Raw genomic sequence first — 23214 nt, 5'->3', positions numbered from 1 at the left:
CAACGCCATCACGCCCGACGGGGGGCGGGGCACCCTGCGCTGTGCCCCCGGCGCTCCTGCGGGACCCTGAGCAACAACGGGACGGGAGAAGAAGGGTGGCCCCTTCACCGGAAGACCCCGCTGCTGGCGGGTCCGGCGGCGAGATCGACGAGGGTGTACCCGTGGAGTTCCCTGGCGAGTCTTGCAGCGAGGAGGCACCGGAAGCAGGGGTCGGTGTAGCGGATGAGAACGTCGATGGCTGGCATGGGCGCAACATACTTGGGCGCTGGCTGGCGGGCCTGCGCGCTCAGTGTCGTCCCGTGTCTGCTGGACCCTCGATGGGTTTGTGGGTGTGGGTTCGCATAATTGCCGTCTAAGACTTGACCGATTTATGCACATTAACGGTAGTTCACGTCTTATGACGGTTTCTTTAGAAGTCATCGAAATGAGCGCCCAAGGGCCTCAAACCCGCAGGTCAATCAGTGTGCTCCCCGCGCCTGCGGGGATGGCCCCCACCAGTGGTCCACGCGCGGGGCCCGGTCCTGGTGCTCCCCGCGCCTGCGGGGATGGCCCCGAGACTCGCTACCCGGTCCTGCGGGTCGATCTGTGCTCCCCGCGCCTGCGGGGATGGCCCCACCACCTTCCCGCTGCGGCTCGCCCCCGCCGAGTGCTCCCCACGCCTGCGGGGATGGTCCCCTCCGCCGCGACGGCTACGCCGTACTCGGCGCCGTGCTCCCCGCGCCTGCGGGGATGGTCCCACCGCGCGCTTCCTGCGCAAGACACTCAAAGGTGCTTGCCGGCTTGCGGGGGTGGTCTCGCGCTGGGGTTCTTTGGCCCTGTGCCCGTCGCGGCAGGCAACAGGCCGCGTGCTGGTGGGCGGGCCCGGCAGAGCTACGCCGCGTCACCTCGGACGTCGCAGCCCGGCGCTTGCCCGGGCATGGCCGGTCGCGGGACCGCCCGGCGGTCGGCAACGGGCGGCGCGCGCCGGAACCGGGCCGGGGCCGGGCACGCCCCCGACGGTGCCGTGCCCGGCCCCGGCGCGCGCCGGGTGTACCCGCTCAGCCGCAGTGCCGGAAGGCATCCGTGGTGCCGGCGGTGGTGACCAGGCCCGTCCCCTGGTCCAGGACCACGATGATGGCGGGTTCGGTCAGCCCGGTGCGGCACGCGAGGAACGCGACGGGCTGCCAGTCCGTCAGGCGGCCACTGGCGTCGGCCGTGAGTGAATTCAGCGAGAGCGGGCCGGTCGTGTTGATCCGCACCGCGTAGAACCGCACCGTGCCGTTGGGCGTCAGCCCGCTGCCGGTGGCGTACAGGTAGCCGCCGGTCGAGTAGATGTACGAGGTGGTGACGGACACTCCGCCGCGCGGCGTCGCCCCCGGGTCGACCAGGCGGTAGGGGGCGCTGGCGTTGTCGCTGTAGGCCTGGTCGCGGCTGGCCGGGGGCACGCAGACGTGGTCCGAGGGCCGCGTCGCGCGCCAGACGTAGCCCTGCTTGCAGGTGTCCGGGCCGTACGCACCGCCGTTGGGCTCCCTGCGCGACGGGCCCAGCGTGTTCTCCGTCGCGGTCTGGGTGCGGATCGCCGACGTCACACAGATTTGGTCGCCCGTGTACGCCTCCCGCCACACATAGCCCGCCGCGCATGTGTACGGCCCGTACGGCAGGTCGGCTGCCGAGGCCGACGGGCCCGCCACCAGTAACCCGGTGAGCAGCGCCACCGCGGCGATCAGTACGGCCGCCGCGCGCCGCAGTGGCCGGGAACCGGCCCTCTCCGCAATGCTTCTTCCGCCTCGCATACGCCCTCCTTGGTTGGACCGGTCCGCGCGGCCCGGCGAAACCGGCCACGGCGCCTGGGGAACAGCGCAAGAGTCAACGGTTATCGCGGTGATTCCGGCATTCAGCAAGAGGAATTAGCGCCTCCTCCCAAAAGCGCCGCATACGGAATCCGTGAGAAAGGTATCCGCGTGATGGCGCCATGTCGTGAGTACTGCGATACTCAGGCACCGGTCTGGGGTCCGGGGGCGTGGCTGATCTGGGGGGATGGCTGCCCATGCATGAGCAGGAAGGGAGTGCCGCGCCACCGGCGGGGTGCGGAGGCGAGGCGGGTCCGCCGCCCGGCTCCTGGCCGTTCACCGGCCGGGATGGAACCTTGGCCGAGCTGGCGGCGCTGCTGGTGGACCCGGCCCGGCCCGCCCTGCTGATCTCCGGCCCCGCCGGGGTCGGCAAGACCCGGCTGGCCCGCGAACTGCTGTCCACCCCACCCGCCTCCGGGGGACGGGTGCTGACGGCGTCGGCCACCGAGAGCGCCGCCCGGATCCCCTTCGGCGCACTCGCCCACCTGCTGCCCGCGACGCTGCCCACCACCGGGGGCCGCCCCAATCTGCTGCGCGTCCTCGGCGACGCGCTCCTCACCGGCGGCGGCGCACAGGGCGATGCGCAACAGGTCCTCTTCGTGGACGACGCGCACCTGCTCGACGACGGCTCAGCCGCACTGCTGCTGCACATGGCCGTACGCGGCGGTGCCCGGATCGTCCTCACCGCGCGCTCCGGCGTGCCGTTGCCGGACGCGGTCGAGGCCCTGCTGCGCGGAGGCTACGCAGCCAGGGTCGACCTGCCGCCGCTGGCCCCGGACTCCGTGGGCCGACTGCTGGAACGGGCGCTGCGCGGCCAGGTGGAGACCTCGACCGCGCACCGGCTGTGGCAGGGCAGCGACGGCAATGTGCTCTGGTTGCAGCAACTGGTCGAAGCGGGCCTCGCCTCCGGGGCGCTGGCGGTCGTCGCGGAGGTCTGGCGCTGGCAGGGGGCGTTCCGGCTCAGTACGCACCTGGCCGACCTGGTGGAGCAGCGCATCGGGCGGCTCTCCCCGGCGGTGCGGCGTGCCGCCGAACTGCTCGCGCTGGGGGAACCGCTCGGTGCCCTGGTCCTGGAACGGCTCACCGGCCCCGTCGTCCTGGACGAACTCGACCACCGCGACCTCGTCGTCGGCGAGCAGGACGGCCGGCGCGCACAGGTCCGGCTGGCCCACCCCCTCTACGGGGAGGTGCTGCGCCGGGCGATGCCACCCCACCGGCGGCGGCGCCACTGCCGCGACCTGGCCGAAGCGGTCGAACGCACCGGACTGCGCCGACGCGACGACTTGGCGCGGGTTGCCGACTGGCGGCTGGAATCCGGTGACCGCACCGATCCGCGCTTTCTGCTCTCCGCCGCCGAGCGTGCCATCGCCACGCTGGACTTCACCCTCGCCGCGCGGCTGGCCCAGGCGGCGTGCGAGGCCGGCGGCGGCCCGGCGGCCCGGCGCGCGCTGGCCGTCGCGCTCGGTCACACCGGGCAGGGCATCGAGGCCGAGCAGGTGCACAGCGGCCTGCCCGGGACCGTCCTGCCCGAGCGCGATCAGCTGCGCTCGGTGCAACTGCGGGCAGCCAACCTGTACCTGACCCTCGACCAACCCGCCGACGCCGTGGACCTGCTGCGCCGTACCGAACAGGCCATGCCCGACCAGGCCGCCCGGGCGGAGCTGGCGGCTGTGCGGGCCGTCCTGCTCGCGGTGCAGGCCGACTGGCCCGCGTATGCGCAGGCCGCCGCCCTCGCGCGGCGGCAGGTGCCGGCGGACCCCCGGACGACGGTGCGGCTGCGCTACGCCGAGTGCGTGGAGCACTTCTGCCACGGGCGGACGGAGGCCGCCCTGGCGATCCTCGAATCGGTGCTGCCGGGTCCGCCGGGTCCGCCGGGTCCGCCAGGTCTGCCGGGTCCGCCGGACGAGGACGATATGCCGCTGCTGGGCGCCGCCCTGATGAGCTGGCTGGCCACCATCCAGTCGTTCGCGGGGCGGCTGGACGAGGCCGCCGCCACCGCCGCCGCCCAGTACCGGCAGGCGCGGGAGCGGGCGTGGGTGGGCAGCCAGGGGGGCTGGCAGTTCTACCTCGGCAGGATCGCCGCCCGCCGGGGATGGCTGCGGTCGGCCCAGCGGCACATGCGGGAGGCGGTCTCCACACTGCGGGACGACGCCACCTGGGGCCAGCAGGCGCTGCTGCTCGGCGAGTGGGCCGTCGTGGAGGCCCAGACCGGCGACGCGGCCAAGGCGCGGATGTTGCTCGACCGGGCGCATCTGGCCCGCGTGGAGTCCTACCGGTGCTTCCACATCGTTACCTTCCAACTGGCCCAGCCGTGGATTCTGGCCGCTCAGGGGCGCCTCCGCGACGCCGCGCGGCTCGCGCTGCGGGTGGCCGAGGACGCCCGGCACCAGCGGACCCTGCTCTGGGAGGCGGAGCTGCTGCACCTTCCCGTACGCCTCGGCCAGTGCCCGCCCGTCGCCGACCGGCTCGCGGAACTCGTCACCGTCACCGACGCCCCGCACATCAGGATCTATGCCGAACACGCCGCTGCGGTCGCCGCCCGCGACGCCGACGCCGCAGAGCGGGTCTGCACCGCATTCGAGACCGCCGGCATGCGCCTGCACGCCGCCGAGGCCGCCGCGCACGCGGCGCGGCTGTGGTCGCGGCGGGGGAGTACGGCGCCGGCCCAGCGTGCCGCCGACCGCTGCCACCAGCTCACCCGGGAGTGCGAGGGCGTCATGACACCTGCGGTCCTCGCCTGCTGGACGCCCGGGCTGACCGACCGCGAACGCGACATTGCCCGCCTTGCCGCCGCCGGGGCGAGCAGCCGGGAGATCGCGGGGCAGCTCGGCATCACCGTGCGTACCGTCGACAACCACCTGTACCGGGTCTACCGCAAGACCGGGGTGGCGGGCCGCGACGAACTCCGCAGCGTGCTGGCCCTCGGCCACGCCGAGTCACCCGACGAGGCGGCAGGCCCCTGAGGCTTGGCCGACCTGCCTGCGCGGCGGCTCGCGGCCGGATGGGCGGCGAGTGTCACACCGGCATGTCGACGGTCAGCCCTGCGGCTTGAGCGGCGTCGGCCAGGCGCTTGTCGTAGGTGACGAACGAGGTGAGCCGCGAACGGATGCGCAGGGCCGTCCCGAGGTGGATGGCGTCCAGGCTTCGGACCGCTGCCGGTCTCACGGTTTGGGCCAGGATCCGGACACTGGCATCCAGGTCCACCAGGTCGATCAGGTCGAGGACCGGATGGAGCCGTGCGACGGCTTCCGGTGCGTGGCGGGCCAGGGCTCGGAACGACTCGATCTCGACCAGTGCCGAACTCGTCCAGCCGGTGTCCGCCCGTTCGTCCAGCCAGGCGCGCAGCGCCTGCGACTCGGGCTCGGCGTGTACAAGTTTGACGACGGCAGCCGAGTCCAGGTAGATCATCAGCGCTCTTCCCCGCGATCACGGGAGATCTCGGCGCCGATGTCGATGCCGTCCGGTTCACCGAGCGGCATCCGCAGGACGGCACGCCGCATGGCCGCAGCGCGTTCCCTGCGCATCGCGGTCTCCAGTACGGCCTGGCGGATGGCGGCCGAACGTGAACTGCCGTCGTTGGTCAGGACCGCTAGAGCGTGCTCGGTCTCCGAATCGCTACGGATCGTGATGGTGTCAGCCATGAAGCAACTGTAAGACGATTCGTCTTACAGTGCAAGGGTGGCCCGCCTGTCCGCAGCCAGGGCCCGCGTTCGTCCCACGGAAGTAGCCTGCACGAACCCGCATCTGTTCCCGGTGGTGGACGCATACGCGGGGAGGCGGGGGAGGCAGGGGAGGTACGCATGGCGCAGGAGCGGTACGACCAGCGGGTGCTGGTGCTCGTCGAGGTCCGCGGCGGACCGCACGACTGGGAGGAGGCTGAGCGGCGCTTCGACACGCACAGGTGGTTGATCCGCAGCCATCATGCGTGCGGTACGGGTCCGACGAGAGGCGTACTGGATCCAGATCCTGCTTCGCGGGTCTACGAGGTGGAGGTACGACTTTTCGGTGCGGCGCGCAACTGTGATCGCGGCGCCTCGCATCGCGTGCACAAGGCGATGCGCAAGGCCCGGCTTGAGGCATACGTCCGCCGCGCCGACCCGATCCTGCGCGACCGAGAGTTCCCCACGCACTGGCGGGTCTTCAGCACCACCCACCGCACTCTGTGGCCGGCCTCGCGTTGGCGCCGCCTCCTCGATTCTTACGCCGTCCGATTGGGGCGGTACGACACAGGCGTGAAGGTGATCGGCAGTCCGACGCAGGCGCTGCGCCTGGCACGTATCGACGCCACCGCGGGCTACGTCCGTACGGCACCGGTCGCCGTGCGCCCGCTCGATGGCCGCTGGCGCGACGCGGCCCACTCTTGGCCGGAGGAGGAGGGCGAGCGGCGGCTCTTCTGGGCGGTGCTCTGGGCCCTGGTGACCGCAGCCTCGCTGGTGTTCGCATCCGGGCGCCACGGGTTCGCCTGGTGGTTCTGGTCTGTGGTCGTCCTGCTCAGCCTGAGTGCCACCCTGTGGTCCGGCACCAGACTCCACCGGAACAACCGCTTGAAGGGTGCGGGGATCGCCGCCGTCGCCACGGTGTCCTTCGCCGCCCTGGCCATCGGCTTGCCGCACGATGTCGGCGGGCAAGGCTGGACCCGTATGCAGGTCCTTGTCTCGGCCGCGCTGGTTGCTGTCCTGGGTGGTCTGCGGCTTCTGGTGCGGCAATGGAACTGGGGTGAGTGGGTGGCCTGGGCCGTCCCACTCGTCGTGACGCTGGTCGTCTCCTCACTCCTCAGCGCGGGCTCTGTCCTGCACGCCTTGTACGCGGATGGCTTCGACCTGTCCCCTGACGACCTTGACGTCCCCGCCATCTGGCAATTGGCCGCTGCTCTCAAGCTGTTGATGCTGTTGAGCATCGTCATGGCCGTCCCGGCTTGGTGGGGCTACGCCCGCCACCGCCACCACTCCTACGCCGCCCCCGGCGACGGTTTCAACGTCCTCCTCTACGTCTTCCTTCTGATTCTCCTCCTCGGCGGCGCGGCTGTCCTCGCCCTACACTCGGCCCAGACCGCAGTCGACCGCACGACCGCAGCCGCGAAGCGCGGTGACACCCCATCCCCGTATTTCGGTGTCCAGCCCCAGTGGACCTGTGTCGAGCCTGTCGTCCCCCTGGCCAAACTTTCCGGTGAGGGCCCCCATCTTCAGCCCGCCAGGCCTTATCTCTCCTTCGGCGTCGCCGACGATATGGCAGTCCTCTGGGACCGCGCCGCCGAAGTACCGCTGAAACTTCGGGCCGACCAGGTCCGTCTGGTTCCGGCGAAGTCGGCAAGAGTCATCTGCGAGTCGGACGGGCACTGAGGCGATTTCGCCGAAGCCCCCGACCACGCCGCCGGGGGTCAGCGAGCAGGTTGCCGGCCAAGGGCGGGGCCGAGTTCGGGGTCGGCGGCCGCTACGGTGTGCCGCCCGACCAATCTTGGATACACGACCTTCAGACCCACTCCGAGCTGCTGGACGCCTGTGCCGAAACGCACGGTGCGCGCGTCGTCGTGCAGCAGGTCCCGCTGTCCCGAGCCCTGTTCGGTCGAGGCCACCAGCGCATGTCCGGCACCCGGGGCGAGCACACCGTAGTGGGCGAGCAACAGGGCCTGTCAGAGGACTACCGGTGCCCTTGAAGAAGTTGCCGCTGATCACGATCAACGAGCCGGGCCGGGCAGTGCGTAGGTCGGCTAGTGTCAGCGGCTCCGCGCCATGGGGGATGTACGCGGTGCCCGTTACGAGCCCGGCCTCTCCGCACCCGAACCAGTCGACGTCGCCTGCCTGCCCTGGGCGTGCGTCGGCCAACTGGTCTTGCGCCTGCGCGAGTTCACCGTCATCGACCTGCCGACCGAAGCCACTTCGCCGGGCAGCACGCCATAGCCTCGGCGCCCCCCCTGTGGTCGCTGAGAACGCGGACGGGCGCGGTTTGGCGGGACTTTGGTGAGGTTCTGGAGGGGCCGCCGAAGGTGATGGAGCACGTTCCGAATCCCCACTCAAGGAGGTCAGCGATGAAGAAGATCGTGATCCGCAAGGCCGGTCCCGTCCGTCTCACGACTGCGGGCTGCCACACGTACCCGACCGCGTGATCCAGGCCTGAGGGCACGCCGCCGTCCTGCACAACGCTGCCGGACGGCGGCACCCCGGCCCTGCGGGTGGGCAGTGGCAGACCGGTCCAGCGGACGGTCACGGAGAAGGGAGGTCGAGCGGTGCCGGAACAGACCGCCAGCCAGAGCACGGGGAAGCCGATCCTCTTCCACCCGCTGGTCTATCTCGAAGACGGCGACGGGGTGACGATCGGCCGGGCGGACATCGACTCGTATGCGATCTTCCCGCCGGACGGTGCTCAGCTCGTCCGCTGGCTCGAAGCCGGCGCGACCGCCGACGAGGCCGCCCGCCGCTACCGTGACACCTACGGCGAGAGCGCCGACGTCGAGGACGTCCTGGCGGCGCTGGAGGAACTGGGCTTCACCAGGACCGAGGACGAGGCGCCGACCGAGACGGCCCCGCTGCGGTGGCAGCGGCTGGGCCGGGCGATGTTCTCGCCGTACGCGTGGTTCTGCTACGCGGCGCTGATGCTGACGGCGGTGGTGCTGACGGTGCGTTCACCCAGCCTGCTGCCGCGCTCCCACGACCTGGTCTTCAGCTCCTACTACTCCTTGGTCAACCTGACCCTGCTGGTCGCGGTCACTCCGCTGATCGCCCTGCACGAGATCTTCCATGCGCTGGCCGGCCGCCGACTCGGCATCCGCTCACGGGTGTCGATGTCCTACCGCTTCTATTTCCTGGTGGTCGAGACCGCGCTCGACGGGCTGGTGGCGGTCCCCCGGCGTAAGCGGTACCTGCCGATTCTCGCCGGCATGCTGGCCGACGTCCTGGTGCTCTGCGCGCTGGTGGTCCTTGCCGACCTCCTCGGCGGGGCGGGCAACCACCCGTCGCTGGCCGGACGGGTCTGCCTGGGCGTCGCCTTCGCCACCTTCACCCGGCTGCTCTGGCAGTTCTTCTTCTACCTGCGCACCGACATCTACGTACTGATCACCACCGTGCTCGGCAGCGTCGACCTGCACAGCGTCGCTCTGCGGACCCTGCGCAACCATGCCAACCGGCTCCTGGGCCGGCGCGACAGGGTCGTCGACCTCAGCACGGCGCACCCCGTGGACCTCAAGGCGGCCCGCTGGTACTCCTGGCTGGTGCTGGTCGGCTACACGATCAGCCTCAGCACCACGCTCTTCGCCCTGCTGCCTGTCTTCGTCCACATGTTCCTGAGCTCGGTGGCCCGCTTCACCTCGGGCGAGGCGAGCAGCCTGCGGCTGCTGGACTCGGTGGCCTTCCTGATCCTGCTGCTCACGCAGACGCTGCTTCCGCTGTGGATCGCCCTCAGGGACCGCGCGCGCCGCCGCGCCCAGTTCACGCACGTCACCACCTAACGGGTCCCGAGTCCCGAGTCCCGAGGCACCCGTGGCACCCGTGGCACCCGAGGCACAGGCACTCCCTCGCTCGAAAGGCAGACTCATGAGCAGCCACTACTGGATACAGGCGCCGCTGCGGGCCGACCGCGACCAGCTGCGCGCCGGTCTTGCGCTGCCACCGCTGCTCGCGGCAGTCAGCGCGCACCACCACCTGCGCGGGCCCTACACGGCCGTCGGCACCCTCCTGCGCCTGATCGGCCCGGAGGCGCTGCGGCGGAACCCGGACCTCGCGCAGCGGCACCGCATCGAACTCCAGGAGACGACCCCCGAACTGGCCGGCCTGGTCCCGGCGATCCTCCGCCCCCTGGAGGCGAGCGCCAAGGGGCCGGTCGCGGTCAGCCGGTACCCCGCGCGACTGCACTCGCTGCGCGTCTCCCACGGCCTGGTCGACTTCCTCGAAAGCTACCTCGGCGGCCTCGGCGACACCCCGCGCACCCTGGTCGTGAACGACGTCGAACACGCCGACGCCACCGACCAGGAGTTCCTGGCCGTCCTGCTGCGGCGGATGCCCGCGCGGCTGCTGACCGTCGTGGTCACCACCGGACCCGACACCCCGCCCGAGCGGCCGGGCCCGACCTCCGAGTCCCTGCCCCAGGCCCTGCTTGCGCATACCCAGCGGATCACGGCGCCCGACCTCCCGCCGGCGCCCGCCGAGGACCGGCCCGCCGAGCCCCAGGCCGCCGCAGACGAGCTCGCCCTCGCCTACGTCGAGTCCGACGGCGTCACCGACGACCCGGCGACGGTCGCCGCCTACGAGGCCCTGGACCCGGCACGCCGTGCCGCGCTGCACGACGCACGCGCCGCCGCTCTGGCCACGGCCGCCGAGTCCGAGCCCTCCCTGCGGCTGGGCTCCCTGCCCTACCACCTGGAACGCGGCAGTACCCGCAACACGGCCGGCGTCGAGGCGCTGCGCTGGGCGCAGACCCGCTGCAAGTACCTGGGCCTGTACGGGACCGCCGTGGAGTACGGCCGACGCGGGCTGCTCCTCGTCGACGCGGAGCAGCAGCCCGATTTCTGGTGGGAGTTCACCCGGGACACCGCGGTGTCGCTCGCGGCGGCCGGCCGGGCGGACGAATCCGCGGTACTCCAGGACGCCGCCCGGCGGACCAGCATCGACCCGGCCGTGCATATGAAACTCGCCTATGAGACCGGCATGCTCTACGCCCGCCACTTCGCCCCGGAGAAGCGGGACCCGGACCAGGCCAGGGCCTGGATCAACCAGGCGATTGCCATCGCCTCGGTGCTGGAGGACCCGCAGGAGCGTACGTTCTTCTCCGTCTTCAACCGCAATGGGCTCGCCCTCGTCGCCACCCGCACCGGCGGCATGGACGAGGCACTCCGGCTGCTCGACGAGGGCATCGAGCGGCTGGACAAGGAACTCGGGCTCGGCGAGCGCAGCTGGCACCGGGTGGGTCTGCGCTACAACCGTGCCCAGGTCAACGCGATGAGCGGCCGGCTGGAGGACGCGCTGGCGGACTACGCGGTCGTCATGGACATCGACGACGACTTCTCCGACCACTACTTCAACCGGGGCAACATCCTGCGCCGCATGGGCCGAACCGAGGAGGCGCTGGCGGATTACGAGCACGCGCTGACCCTGGAACCGCCCTTCCCCGAGGCGCACTACAACTGCGGTGACGCCCGGCTGGAGCTCGGCGACATCGAAGGCGCGCTCGCCGAGTTCGACCGCACGCTGGTCCTCGACCCCGGCAATGTGGACGCGCTGCTGAACCGGGCGGGGGTGCACGCCGAACTCGGCGATCCGCAGTCGGCGCTGCGCGATGTGGCGGCGGGCCTCGAACTGGACCCCGGCAATGCCCCGCTGCTCTCCCTCAAGGGTCGGCTGCTGGCCGAGCAGGGCGAGGCCGGACCCGCGCTCGACGCGCTCGGTGCGGCCCTGGAAAGCGACCCGGACCTCGCGGAAGCCTGGGCGGTCAAGGCCGAAATAGCCTTTGGCGCGGGCGATCTGGAGACGGCGGTGGCCGACTTCGACCGGGCGATCGCACTCGGCGGCTCGACGGCCATCCGGTACAACCGGGGTCTGGTCCACGAGGCGGCGGGCCGTTTCGCCGAGGCCGCGAGCGACTTCGCGGCAGTGCTCGCGGAGACCGACGACGAGGACGCCGCCGTCCACCACGCCTCGTGCCTGCGGGCCGAGCGAGCCGGGGTGTAGGCGGTGCCGCCCGGAGCGGACGCGGCGCTGACCGCGGCCTTCACCGAGAGCATGGCCCGGCTCGCGTCGGGAGTGGCTGTCCTCACCGCCCGGCAGGCTGACGGTGCGCCGTGCGGGCTGCTGGTCTCCTCGGTCTGCTCCTACAGCGTGGCGCCGCCCTCCGTGCTGGTGGCCGTCGCCGAGTCCGCCCGTGCCTGCCCGGCACTGGCGGTCGGCGCGGCCTTCGGCATCCACCTGCTGAGCGGCGCGGACACCCCGGCGGCCGAGCTCTTCGCCCGCCGGGGTGCGGACAAGTTCGCTGGTACGCCGTGGAGTTGGGACGGTCCGGTACCGAGGCTGACGGAGGTGCGATCGTATCTGCGGTGTGTGTCCACAGCGGTTTTCCACCATGGCGACCATGCCGTGGTGGTCGGCGAGGTCATGCGCTGCGTGGGGGACACGGAGGACCGCGACCCCCTGGTCTACTACCGGCGGCGGTTCGGCTGGCGGCTGGCGGCGCCGGACGGCCAGGACAGCGCCGTCGGAACGGCCGCCACCGGGGCGGCCGGCACCGGGGCGGCGGGGGGAACGGAACCAGGTGACGGTGGTGTGGTGACCCCGCCGCGCCACCGGTCCGTCACCGACATCGGAGATGTCCGATCCCGTAGGGCTCACGCGCTTCCAGGGCGACGAGTTGGGCCGCCTTGAGCCCGGGGCCGGGTTCGATGCCGAGCTCCGCGATCAGCATGCCGCGCACCCGGGTGTAGGCGGTGAGCGCCTCGGCGCGGCGGCCGACTCGGCACAGCGCCCGGATCAGCGTCTCGTGGAACGACTCCCGCAGTGGGTGGGCGGCGCATAACTCGCGGAGTTCGCCGATGACATCGACGACTTCATGGCTCCTGCCCCGGCACAGGACGACATCCATGTGGTCGCCGAGCGCCGAGAGGCGTTCCTCCTCCAGACGTACTCCATAGGAGCCGAGCAGGCCGGAATGCTCCAGGTCGGCAAAGGGGCGCCCGCGCCACAGCGCCAGCGCCTCGCCGAGGGCCTCTCCGGCCTGCTGACATCGTCCTTCGGCCAAGTGGCGGCGGCCGGTCGCGGTGAGGGTGCGGAACCGGTCGAGGTCCAGTTCGCCCGGCGCCACCCGCATCCGGTAGCCGGTGGCCTCGGTGCGCAGCAGCGGGTGGTGCCGTGGGTCGCGGTTGGCGGCGCCGTGCGCGGGGTCCAGGGCCCGGCGCAGGCAGGAGACGTACACCTGGAGGGTCGCGGCGGCGGCCTGCGGGGGGCGCGACCCCCACAGGCCCTCGATCAGCCGGTGGGCCGGGACGGGAACGTTGGCGGACAGCAGGAGCAGGGCCAGCAGAGCCCGCTGCTTGAGGGCGCTGGGGGTGCACGGCCGGCCGTCCCGGACCATCGTCACCGGTCCCAGCACGCAATAGCGTGGGCCTTCCGTGCCCGTTGCGGGGGCGATTTCGGGTGACGCGGAATAGAGCTGACTGAGCACAGCAGGTCTCCGAATTCTGTGGCACCGGTCTGATCGTTCCGAGAGAGCTGATCCCGATCGATATCCGCGCAGGTGACGCGCGTAGAGAGTCCTCCGGGCTGGAGCGGCAACCGCGTGGCGATGCGCCTCCGGTCAGGTGGCCGAGGCCGGATCCAGGCCAGGGGGGTGAACGGAATGCCGACGTGCCATGTGCGGGGCGGGGCGGTGGAGCGGCGGCCCACGGTGTTCGCGGAACGAGCGCCCGGCCACAGTGCCCCCTTGAATGCGGTTCCCCCTGGTCGGCTGGCGTGGATGGACTCTTCCACACCGTCATGCACAGCACAAAGTTACATTCAAGACAAAACCGGGTTCTCGTCATTCCCGGTATTCGATCTTCGGGGCAGGAGCGTGGCCGGTGCGGCGTCCGATTCGGCCGTCCCGTAAATCCCTTCCCACAGGGGGCGAGGCGGCGGATCGTGCCGGACGTCGGCCGGTGGATGGGCAGGCCGGTGCGGACGCGGGGCCCCGGGCTGGTGGCTGCGACGGGGCACGGCATGATCACAGACACCCGGCACCGCTTGGCAGACGCGTTTACTTCCTGCCAGGATTTTTCTCATCCGGGAGGGATCTTTGACCATGTCTATACGCGGCCGAGCCGCCGCGCTCGCGCTCACCACGGCGTCCGCCGGCCTCGCACTGCCCGCCTCCACCGCCCATGCGGCCACCACCTGCGCCGTCGGGGTGTGGAAGGCGACCTACTACGCCAACACCAAGTTCTCAGGCACCCCGAAGCGCACCGTCTGCGACACCGCGATCAACGAGAACTACGGCACCGGCGCCCCCGCCGGCCTGCCGAAGGACTACTTCGGTGTCCGCTGGACCCTTACCCGCGACTTCGGCTCCGGGGGACCCTTCACCTTCACGGTCGCCGCACGCGACGGCGTCCGGGTCTACCTTGACGGCACCCGCAGGATCAACCTCTGGAAAGACGTCTCCACCACCCAGACCAGGAAGCTCAACCTGACGATCCCCAAGGGCCGGCACACCATCCGCGTCGACTACGCGGCCTTCAAGGGCAGCGCGAACGTGAAGTTCACGTACGCGCCGCGGACTTCGGCCTCCGTGGACAGGACCAAGCCGCTCGCGCCGTCCGGCCTGGCGGCCTCGTACAGCGCGTCCACCGCCACCGCGAAGCTCACCTGGGCGAAGAACGCGGAGCTGGATCTCGCCGGCTACCGCGTCTACCGGCGGGTGCCGGATTCGAGTACCTGGTACGAGATCACCGGTGCACCCAAGCTCACCGGAACCTCGTTCAGTACGTACCTGGCCCCCACCGGGCAGTCCTGCTACTACCAGATCAGGGCCGTCGACAAGGCCGGCAACGAGTCGGCGGGCAGCGCCGCCCGGCTGGTCGCCACCGTGGACAAGACCCCTCCCCCCACCCCGCGCCCCAGGGTGCTGTCCGACAACCCCCTGCAGGGTGTCTCGCTGGGCTGGGACGAGAGCGAAGGCGGGGCCAGGTACTCGGTCTTCCGTGCAGCCTCGCCCACGGGGCCGTTCATGCTGCTGTCCGCCTTCGCCGGCAACGGCTGGGCGGACAGCACGGCGCCGTTCGGCGAGACCTCCTACTACAAGGTCAGCGCCACCGATCCGGCCGGGAACACCTCCGTCTCGGAGGTGTTCTCCCACGAACGTGCGCTGGCCATGCCGTATATGCGGGACATCAAGGTCAACCCGGAGGACAACGGAGGAATCACCCTTACCTGGAGCGTGGCCCCGAACGCGCCGGACGAGTTCCGCCTCTACCGCGAGGAGTACGCCGACAACAGGCAGGATCCCGCGACGACGCCTGTCAGCTGCGAGGCGAGACGCGTCGAGCACCTGCCGGACGACCTCCGCCAGTACTCGTGCACCGACTTCACCCCGGTCGTGGGCACGGACTACAGCTACGTCGTCACGACCGTCGACCCGCTCGGCCGGGAGTCCGCGCCGTCACCGTCCTCGGCCAGGGTCATGTACCACGACAGAACGCCGCCGCTCCCGGTCTCCGGACTGACAGTCACGCCCACGCCGTACGGGGTGGTGCTGGAGTGGCAGCCGAGCCCTGCGTCGGACGTCGCGGCATACGTCGTCCACCGGGAGCCGGAGCCTGAGTGCGGCTGCAGCGTCGGCAGTGTCGACGCGAACACCACCCGCTTCGTGGACGTAGGACTCCCGGACGGGGAGACCTACACCTATACCGTGGACGCCGTCGACACCTCGAACAACTCCCTGTACACCCTGTACCTGAACCCGCGGCACCTGATGCCCTACGTCGACGTCACCGAGCTCGACCTGACGCCCACGGTCCCGACTCCTCCAGGCTCCCCACTCCGCCTCACCGCCACCGCCGCGGAGTTCGGCGACGGCGTGAACCTCGGGTGGAACGCGGTCGCGGGGGCGACGGGCTACCACGTCCACCGCTGGAACCCCGACGCCGCCCAGTACGAGCGCATCACCGCCGAGGCCCTGCCGGAGGACGCAACCGCCTGGACCGACCCCCTCGCCGTCACCGGCACCACCCACTTCTACCGGGTGACCGCCGTATACGCCGACGGCACGGAGTCCACCCCGGCCGCTGCGTACGCGATCCTGCCGCCGCGCTGAGCCCCGCCGCCCAACGGACCGGCCTCCAACGGCCCGGCCCCCCTGCGAAGGGGCGCCGGGCCGATGCGGTGGCAAGCGCCCGCTCTCGGGGGATCACCGCCGGGTTCGGGTCTTTTCGGTCGTCGATCGTGGGTACCGTCCTGACAGGACGGCAGCGGAACGGAGCCAGGGATGTCCAAGGAGACGGACATTGGCACGGGCGCACGGATTGCGGCTCTGCGGCGGACCCACCACTTGAGCCAGCGCGCCCTTGCTGATCGGGCGCATGTGTCCGCCAGCCTGCTGACCAAGGTGGAGTCGGGTGCGAAACCGGCGTCGCCGGCCTTCATCGCGGCGTGTGCGCGGGCGCTGGGGGTGGATGCTCCCGCGTTGACGGGGCAGCCCTACCTGGGCGCCATGGAGCGCGATCAGCTGCACGACCTGGCGGAGCCCATCGAGGCTGCGCTGGACCTGTACGACCTGCCACCGGACGAGTCTGTTCGGCCTCGGCCGCTGCCGGCGCTGCGGGCTGCTGTCCGGGAGGCGAACCGCAAGGCGCAGGCTGCCCAGTACCGGGTCGTGGCTTCGGGGCTGCCGGCGCTCTTGGCCGAACTGCACGCCGCCGCTCATCTCTGCACGGGCTCGGAGCAGGTCGAGGCGTGGGGGCTGCTTGCGGAGGGCTACCGGCTGGGGCACTCCTTTGGCATCTCGCAGGGCATGACGGGCCTGTCCGCGCAGGCGCTGGCCCGGATGGACTGGGCGGCGCAGCGGGCGGGGGACCGTGAGCCCGGGCTGCGGGCGGCGCGGGAGTACCTGAGGATCACCGCCTACCTGCGCAACGGCGACTACGCGGCCTGCCGGAGGCTCAACGACAAGGGCGTCCGGCATCTCGGCGGCAGCGACGCGGTCACCCCGGGGGCGCTGGTGGCCCGCGGCCAACTCCACCTGGGCGCCTCGGTGATCGCGGCCCGCACCGGCGACCGCGACGCGATGCAGGCCCACCTGGACGAGGCCGAGCGGCTGGCCAAGGCGATCGGCGAGGGCAGCTGGGAGACGTTCTGGTTTGGCTTCGGGCCGACCAACGTCCAGGTACATCGCGTGATGACCCAGGTGGAGGCGGGCGAGTACGGAAAAGCGGTGGAGGCGGCCGAGGGACTGCGCTTCCCCACCGGATGGCTGCCCAGCAGGATCGGCCACCACCACATCGACATGGCCCGCGCCTACCAGTGGATGAACCGGCCGGCCGAGTCCCTGGAGGAGCTCAGGAAGGCCCAGCGGGTCGCACCACAGCAGGCGCGCTATCACCCATCGGTGCGGGAGACGGTCTCGGCACTGGTCCGGGCCGAGCCTCGGCGTACGGACACGCTGTCGAGCTTCGCCGCCTGGGTCGGCGTGTAGCGCAGCGCTTGCGTACTCCTCCGCAGCCGAGCCAACCCGCGAGGCTGCCACTGGCGTGTCAGACGGAGAGCAGCTTGGTCACCACCGCATGGCCACCCGTGGTCGACCGCCTGTTCCGGTGCGCATCTGGTGCGGCGGCGCTGGGCGGACGAGTCGGGTCTATGGCCGTTCTACCCGAGCCGGACGCTGTCGTAGGGAACTTCGCCTGCCTCGCAGTGGTAGCAGCGGGCGACGATTTCATCGTGGTTGTACCACTCGTGGGCACCACAGTCAGTGGCGCCCTTGGCGGCTACGCCTCGATCAAGCAGATACCAGGGGAGGTGCGCACGCAGCCGAGTGCGCCATCGGAACCTGCCCGCCTGCGACATGCCATCAGGCTAGCGGGAAGCCCATCACCGGAGCACGGCCGGCGATCCACAAGCATGTGCCGGACTGCCAGTCCCCAGGAGACTGGTGCTGTCTGCCTCAGTCCGGCGGCGCCGATGTCGGTCCCGGCCGGCTGGCCCGCTTGCCTGTCCGCCAGGTAGAGAGGCCGCTACGTCCGGGAGCGGCAGGGCCGCGTTCTTCGAGCCTGGGGGGCAGCCCGGGGCGGATGGCGAACGACCTCGGCGGCTACTGCCGGACTGATCAGAGGATTCACGACTCGGCTCGCCTGTCCAGGCAGTGCGGTGAGCGGACAGAACGTAGGCGTCCCGTCGCGGTGGAGCGTTCACGGTGGTGAACCCTTCATCAGTGGTCACCGGAGCCGGAGAACCAGTCGTCGGCTTCCGATGTGTGACGCTCGCTGGAGCGAGTGGGCGCGACAGCCGGGCAGACGGGAAGCGACGAGGTCAGAGGCGGTTCGCCCGGGCGGTCAGGGGTGATTACTGTGTCGCGGGAAGGGGAGGCGCGCGCTGAAACCACGGCGAGCGAGGACGGCTCTCTGTGTCCGGAGGTCATCGCGGGGACGGCGCCGAGGGGAGGCGAGCAGGCTTGGTGAGAGGTGAACGGCAACGGGAGTACGATCCCCCGGCTGCCGGACCGATCGGGAGGGCGCTGGCGACTTGGCGGGTACGCCGGGGGCTGAGCCAGCGGGCGTTGTCCGAACGAGCCGGGCTGGAGACCTCGTGGGTGTCGGCCGTCGAGACGGGTCGGGAGTGGGTCGACCGGCGCCGGCCCCTGGCCGCGTTGGCGTCCGCCCTCCGGCTGGATGTCGGTGAGTTGACCGGTCAGCCGTATTCGCCGCTGAATGCCGCGCACGCGGACCTACGGGCGGTCGCCCATCGAGTGAGACGGGCACTGGCTGCCGACCAGCCGGGCCCGGACAACGCCACCGGGCCACGGCGCGAGCTGGAGGAGTTCGTCACGCTGGCTGAGGCAGCCGAAGCCGCCGGTGACGAGCACGGTCTCGCCCTGGTCGTACCCACGCTGATCGAGGACCAGGCAGCTGACCTTCACTCGCGCGGGCATGCCATGGCGGCCGGCCTGCTGCGGCGGCTCGGCTACCGCGACCTGGCCTGGCTGCTGCTTCACCGGGCGGCGCGTGCCGGAGGGGCCGAGACCGGAGCGGTACGGGCAGAGGAGGTGCGCCTACTGCTTGAACTGGGCCTGCCGGAAGACGCCTTGGTCCGCGCGAAACAGGCCGAGGAAGCCCCACTGCCGTTGCTGAAGGCATTCGCTCATGCGATGGCTGGCCGCCCCGGGCGGGCCGCCTCTCTCCTGGATGCCGTGGCTGAGCGGGCTCGCAACGGCGATGAGCACGCCATGGTGGCTGCCGCTCGTGTAGCCGTGGCAGTGGAAGCCGGCGACTTCGGCGCGGCGGCCGATTGCGCCACGGCCGCCGAACCGCAGCGGCTGACGCCTGCTGCCCGTACAGCGCTGCTCGTCCGTCTCGCTGCGACGGCCGCCCGCACCGGTCGTACGGATGAAGCCGCCGGACATCTGGAGCAGGCCGAGGCGACCGCACCGTTGCGGTTCCTGCTCGACCCCTTCGCCCGGGAGTTGCTGGCAGCGCTGCCCGCCCGGATCACGGATACCGAGATCGCCGGACGGCTCAGGGAGACCGCTCAGAGGGCCGGGATCCCGTGATCCGCTGCTGATGCCGAGGATGCGTCGACGCATCGTCACCGGGCGCTTACGCTGAGGCCGAGCGGTCCAGGGACAACGGATGACATCGCGATGAGTGAAGACCTGCCCCACCACACCGGGCAACGGCTGCGGTCGGCCCGGCGCCAACGCGGGATGTCGCTGCGCACATTGGCCGGCCTGTCCGGGCTGTCGATCGGCTTCCTGTCGATGGTCGAGAACGGCCAGCGGCACTTGGACCGTACGGGACACATCACCGCTTTGGCTGACGCGCTCCGGATCGCCCCGACAGAGCTGACCGGACGCCCATTCGCCCCGAACGATTCCGCCACCGAGTCCGCGCACGAGGCCGTTCCGGCGATCCGGCTGGCGCTGATGGGCATGCACCTGGGCCAGCCGCCGGACCAGGCGCCGCCGTCGGGCCCGGCCATGGCGCTCAACGCCCGCGTCGCGGAGGCCAATCGGCTCTACCACGGCTGCGATTACGGCACCCTCGCGCGCAAGCTGCCCACTCTGCTGGGCGAGTTGCACGTTGCGGTCGAGCATGCTCCTCCGTCCGGGCGGCCGGAGTTGCTGCGACTGCTCGCCGACGCCTACCACCCGGCGTGCACGATGCTGCTGAAGTACCTCGGCTATCCGGACCTGGCGTTCATCGCCGTCACGCGCGCCGCCGAGGCGACCGCTGAACTGGACAATCCGCTGCGTACCGCCCTCTCTGGCTTCTTCCACGCCCATGTGCTGATGTCCGCCGGCAGCCCCGACCTCGCCCTGGCCCGCGCGGAACAGGCCGCCGACGAGGTCGAACGCCACCTCGGGGACCCCGTGGCGTACGCGCTCCTGGGCGAGCTGCACCTGATCCGGGCGGCCTGCCTCACCCAGGATGTCCGCCGCTCCGGGGCCCATCGCACCCGCGAGGTCAACGAGCACCTGGCCGAGGCGGCGACCCTGGCCGACCGCACCGGCGAAACGAAGGCATGGCACCTGAATTTCGGGCCGACGAATGTCGGCATCCACTATGTGAGCCTGAACACCGACCTCGGCCGCTACGGGCACGCCGTTGCCGCCTCCGGCGGTGTGCGCCCGCCGGTCCTCGATGCTCCCGGGCGGGCAGCCGCCTTCCACGCCGACCTCGGACGCTCGCTGGCCCACCTGCGAGGGCGGGGTCCCGACGCGGTCACCGAGCTGTTGGCCGCCGAGCGGACCGCACCCCAACGCATCCACGCCAACCCGATGGTCCGTGAGACGGTCTCCGCCCTCGTGGACCGCCCACTGCCCTCCCGCACCGCCCGCGAACTGCGGGCACTGGCCCATCGGATGGGTGTCCAGAGCTGAGACTCCCGCCATCGCGCTCAGGTGGCCGCCGACCCGTTTTCCGGTGGGGGCTGCGCCCGCGGTTCACCGCTGTGAACACCGCGGTGCGGTTGCGCTCCTAGCGTCTCGTGACACGCCCGGGCGGACGACCCGTCCGGCAGGGAAGAGACGAGCACGGCCATGCCTGATGTGACGCGGGACTGCGGCATCCGTACCGAGGCGGCAACCCCCTACGTATCGATGAGACGCCGTGAGGTATTGCCGCGCCCAACCAAGCGTGCGGGACGGCTCGGTAAAGGGTTGGCCGGCCGAAGTGGGGCGGTGCTGTACATCACCCGGTGGAGTGGGGAGCGGGAAGCGCCGATGCCGATGGTGTGGCGGCGCAGGGGACGGGGGATCGGGTACGCCGATGAGCGGTTGTACGACCGCGACGAGCACGGGGTGCTCTGGACCCGGACGCGTTCGGAGCCGGGCAAGGGGCAGCCGGAGTTCGGGAAGGTGCACGCACTGCGGCACCGGATGGCGATGGGTGGGCTGCTGTGCCAGATCTGCGCCGGACCTGCGGACTGTAACGCCGAGGGGGTGCTGTGGCTGATCGACGCGGACTCGGACGACCCCAGTCTGTGGCGCGGGGACGAACGTACGGCTCATCCCCCAGTGTGCATGCCGTGCGCGCGGCGTTCGACCGAGGCATGCCCGCACCTGCGCCGCGCATACACCGCTGTGCGCGTCAGCACCTTCACCCTGTGGGGCGTGCGCGGCCTCCTCCACCGGCCCGGCCCCACCGTGCCCGAACCCGTCGACATCGCCCTCCTGCGCTTCGGCGACCCCCGCTTGCCCTGGCTGCGCGCCAGCCAACTGGTCATGCACCTGCGCGAGTTCACCGTCATCGACCTGTCCGCCGAAGCCCTTTCGCCGGGGCGTGCCGAGCAGCTCACTGGCCAGCAACAACAGTCTCCGGCGACCATCTGCTCGCCCTCCCGCCGTACCCGCTGATGACCGCAGTTCCCCACCCTGGCTGGTGCGCATCCGGTCCGGCCGCCACTGCTGGGGGTAGCCGGGTGGCTGGCGTAGTCCTGGACGGAAACCCACGTGATCAAGGGTGTCTGACTTGAAGTCTCGTCGCTGGCTGGCGGCAGTGGCGTGTCTGTCACTGTCGGTCGCCGTTGGTCGACCTCTGGCGGCCTCGCACGGGCCAGGGACGATCACCTCCAACGACTGCCGCGACGTCCTGAAGCGCAAGGAGCGGCGCAGCCGGACCAAGGCCATGACCCACGCCTGGAACTACGGGCAGTGCTCGCAGGGCGCCTCGCTGGCCACTGGCCTGCCGATCGACGCGGAAGTTCGATGAGGGATGCAGCGAGCGCTCCCGGTCCTGTGTGGCTGGCGCAACCGGATCCGCAAGTACGCGGAGCGGCGGCTGCTACTGGGGCAAGGCAGACAGCCTGTACGTAGGTCACAACTAGAGCAAGCCTGCCTGAGGGAGGGCCAGATTCCGGTTGACTGCCGGAATCGGACCGCACCTTCGGAATCGAGGAGAATGCCAATGGATGAGACGACGGGCGCGAACCCCGCACCGGTACCCCCTGCACCCCCGGTGCCACCGTGGCCACCCAGATCCACACGTAAGCGGACTGCGATTGTGGCAGCTGTCGGCCTCGTGGCCGTCATCGGCGCCACTGCCGCAGTGACCGCTGCACTGGTTTCCGGACCGGACCAGCCCGTGACGGAGGCCAAGTCGCGAGCAGCCGCCTCCACATCCCCCGCGACCGAAGAGGTGGCCGAGGAGACGCCCGAGGAGACGCCTGAGGAGACACCCCAGGAGACCTACAACGAGACGCCGGGTAGCGACGATTTCTCCCTGCGTCTGAAGACCACACACAGGCAGTGCTTCGGGTCGGCTGGATGCAGCATCACGGTAGAGCCCAACCTGAGCTACCTGGGTCTGCTGTCGCTGGACCCGGAGAAGACCGTCTCCATCACCTACGAAATCCACGGCGACGGGAGTGGACCGATCATCGAGACGATGGAGCTGACAAACAGCACGCACCTGACATACCGGCCGTCGACCCTGTCGACCGCCAGCTCCACAACCAAGGTCAGCGCCAAAGTGACCGACGTGGAGGTTTCCGAGTAAGGAAACCGATAGCTGAGAAGCACTGGATCCTGCTAGAGAACCCTCTGCGGCAGGCATATGGCACGCAACCTCTTCATCCCGAAGCAACCTGGGCAAAGAGTTGGCCTGGGAGTAGAGCCACGATTACCTGCGTGGACGGTCCGTCGAAGTCCGTGGATGTCCCTCGGTGTCTGGGGTCGTTGTCACACAGTTAGGCACTCAGTTGCCTGCCGACATAGGCATGGGGGGAGCCCACCCGCCTGCCCCGCCCTCCGAGGAGCAGAAACACGATGCCGGTCGCAGCCGAGAGGGTTGCGGGCAGGATATCGGCCGGCGTCCGCTGAACTATCGACGCCGCCAGCCGCATCGGCCGACGACCCCCCCGCAAACGCCGCTGCTGGGCAGCACCAGTTTGGAAGGTGCCGTCTGCGCGCGGCTGCTGACCAGCGCAGTCCCTGACCTGGGCCGGAGTACGGTCGGCGCCGCTGTTCCCCGTGAGTCCCCGCTGCGTCCCGCCGGAGCGGGCACGCAGCGGGCACGGGAAGAACGGAGTGCGTCTTGTACAGGTGTGTCACCAAACCTTGGACAGCCCCGACGCAATTGGCCAGGTAGTCCGCGTCAGGCTGTCCAGATGGTCGCGGCTCAGGCAACCGACCTGCGCGGGTCCCTCCTCGGTCGGGCAGCTTTGCCGGCCCCGGAGAACCCGGGTGCGCCTTTGGGTGGTCGGCCGGGGAGGGGCCTGGCCCGCGTTTT

Annotated in this window: 17 protein-coding genes and 1 CRISPR repeat array; of the genes, 12 read left to right on the top strand and 5 right to left on the bottom strand. The window is 70.8% G+C overall.

Annotated elements, in window-relative coordinates; translation table 11 throughout:
- Window positions 1-104: 104 nt before the first annotated feature.
- Together C7M71_RS30665 and C7M71_RS14530 are read right to left on the bottom strand one after the other, a co-directional pair.
- Window positions 105-245 carry a hypothetical protein gene (locus tag C7M71_RS30665; RefSeq protein ID WP_162824248.1) on the bottom strand — a complete coding sequence of 47 codons (141 nt, stop codon included), beginning with the start codon at window positions 243-245 and terminating at the stop codon, window positions 105-107.
- A 218-nt stretch (window positions 246-463) separates the two neighbouring features.
- A CRISPR array of direct repeats spans window positions 464-737; the repeat unit is 29 nt; unit sequence GTGCTCCCCGCGCCTGCGGGGATGGCCCC.
- Window positions 738-1037: 300 nt separating this feature from the next.
- On the bottom strand, window positions 1038-1772 hold the full coding sequence (locus tag C7M71_RS14530; RefSeq protein WP_111489813.1) for a hypothetical protein: 735 nt from the start codon (window positions 1770-1772) through the stop codon (window positions 1038-1040).
- A 254-nt stretch (window positions 1773-2026) separates the two neighbouring features.
- Between C7M71_RS14530 and C7M71_RS14525 the strand changes: the two genes are divergently transcribed.
- On the top strand, window positions 2027-4792 hold the full coding sequence (locus C7M71_RS14525; protein WP_111489814.1) for an AAA family ATPase: 2766 nt from the start codon (window positions 2027-2029) through the stop codon (window positions 4790-4792).
- Window positions 4793-4844: 52 nt separating this feature from the next.
- Here C7M71_RS14525 and C7M71_RS14520 read toward each other — a convergent pair whose 3' ends face one another.
- Complete coding sequence (locus tag C7M71_RS14520) at window positions 4845-5237, bottom strand: type II toxin-antitoxin system VapC family toxin (RefSeq protein WP_111489815.1); 393 nt, start codon at window positions 5235-5237, stop codon at window positions 4845-4847.
- Complete coding sequence (locus C7M71_RS14515; RefSeq protein ID WP_111489816.1) at window positions 5237-5470, bottom strand: hypothetical protein; 234 nt, start codon at window positions 5468-5470, stop codon at window positions 5237-5239. The genes C7M71_RS14520 and C7M71_RS14515 overlap by 1 nt, the downstream gene beginning before the upstream one ends.
- A 159-nt stretch (window positions 5471-5629) precedes the next feature.
- Here C7M71_RS14515 and C7M71_RS14510 point away from each other — a divergent pair, with 159 nt between their 5' ends.
- The 4 genes from C7M71_RS14510 (at window position 5630) to C7M71_RS14490 (ending at window position 12172) form a co-directional block, all read left to right on the top strand.
- Window positions 5630-7168, top strand: a complete 1539-nt coding sequence (locus C7M71_RS14510) for a hypothetical protein (RefSeq protein ID WP_111489817.1) — start codon at window positions 5630-5632, stop codon at window positions 7166-7168.
- 884 nt (window positions 7169-8052) lie between these two features.
- Window positions 8053-9270 (top strand): hypothetical protein, encoded by a 1218-nt coding sequence (locus C7M71_RS14500; RefSeq protein ID WP_111489819.1) that lies wholly within the window; start codon window positions 8053-8055, stop codon window positions 9268-9270.
- A gap of 85 nt (window positions 9271-9355) precedes the next feature.
- A complete protein-coding gene (locus C7M71_RS14495) occupies window positions 9356-11485 on the top strand; it encodes a tetratricopeptide repeat protein (protein WP_111489820.1) in 2130 nt (709 codons plus the stop codon).
- Between the two features lie 3 nt (window positions 11486-11488).
- On the top strand, window positions 11489-12172 hold the full coding sequence (locus tag C7M71_RS14490; protein ID WP_111489821.1) for a flavin reductase family protein: 684 nt from the start codon (window positions 11489-11491) through the stop codon (window positions 12170-12172).
- Here the strand turns inward: C7M71_RS14490 and C7M71_RS14485 are convergent.
- Window positions 12102-12878 carry an AfsR/SARP family transcriptional regulator gene (locus C7M71_RS14485; RefSeq protein ID WP_229759122.1) on the bottom strand — a complete coding sequence of 259 codons (777 nt, stop codon included), beginning with the start codon at window positions 12876-12878 and terminating at the stop codon, window positions 12102-12104. The genes C7M71_RS14490 and C7M71_RS14485 overlap by 71 nt on opposite strands.
- A gap of 705 nt (window positions 12879-13583) precedes the next feature.
- Between C7M71_RS14485 and C7M71_RS14480 the strand changes: the two genes are divergently transcribed.
- The 7 genes from C7M71_RS14480 (at window position 13584) to C7M71_RS14455 (ending at window position 22482) form a co-directional block, all read left to right on the top strand.
- Entirely contained in the window at window positions 13584-15593 is a 2010-nt protein-coding gene (locus C7M71_RS14480) for a PA14 domain-containing protein (RefSeq protein WP_111489823.1), read from the top strand.
- Window positions 15594-15764: 171 nt separating this feature from the next.
- Complete coding sequence (locus tag C7M71_RS14475) at window positions 15765-16970, top strand: helix-turn-helix domain-containing protein (RefSeq protein ID WP_111489824.1); 1206 nt, start codon at window positions 15765-15767, stop codon at window positions 16968-16970.
- 924 nt (window positions 16971-17894) lie between these two features.
- Window positions 17895-19037: a helix-turn-helix domain-containing protein gene (locus C7M71_RS14470; protein ID WP_407675900.1), complete on the top strand. Its 1143-nt coding sequence runs from the start codon at window positions 17895-17897 to the stop codon at window positions 19035-19037.
- 90 nt (window positions 19038-19127) lie between these two features.
- Window positions 19128-20366 carry a helix-turn-helix domain-containing protein gene (locus C7M71_RS14465; RefSeq protein WP_111489825.1) on the top strand — a complete coding sequence of 413 codons (1239 nt, stop codon included), beginning with the start codon at window positions 19128-19130 and terminating at the stop codon, window positions 20364-20366.
- 300 nt (window positions 20367-20666) lie between these two features.
- Window positions 20667-21341 (top strand): hypothetical protein, encoded by a 675-nt coding sequence (locus C7M71_RS14460; protein ID WP_175607687.1) that lies wholly within the window; start codon window positions 20667-20669, stop codon window positions 21339-21341.
- A gap of 115 nt (window positions 21342-21456) precedes the next feature.
- Complete coding sequence (locus C7M71_RS30660; protein ID WP_162824244.1) at window positions 21457-21696, top strand: hypothetical protein; 240 nt, start codon at window positions 21457-21459, stop codon at window positions 21694-21696.
- Between the two features lie 291 nt (window positions 21697-21987).
- Window positions 21988-22482 carry a hypothetical protein gene (locus C7M71_RS14455; protein ID WP_114914372.1) on the top strand — a complete coding sequence of 165 codons (495 nt, stop codon included), beginning with the start codon at window positions 21988-21990 and terminating at the stop codon, window positions 22480-22482.
- The last annotated feature ends 732 nt before the right edge of the window (window positions 22483-23214 follow it).

Source organism: Peterkaempfera bronchialis, from assembly GCF_003258605.2.
Classification (GTDB): domain Bacteria; phylum Actinomycetota; class Actinomycetes; order Streptomycetales; family Streptomycetaceae; genus Peterkaempfera; species Peterkaempfera bronchialis.
This window is presented reverse-complemented; position numbering and strand designations above follow the sequence as displayed.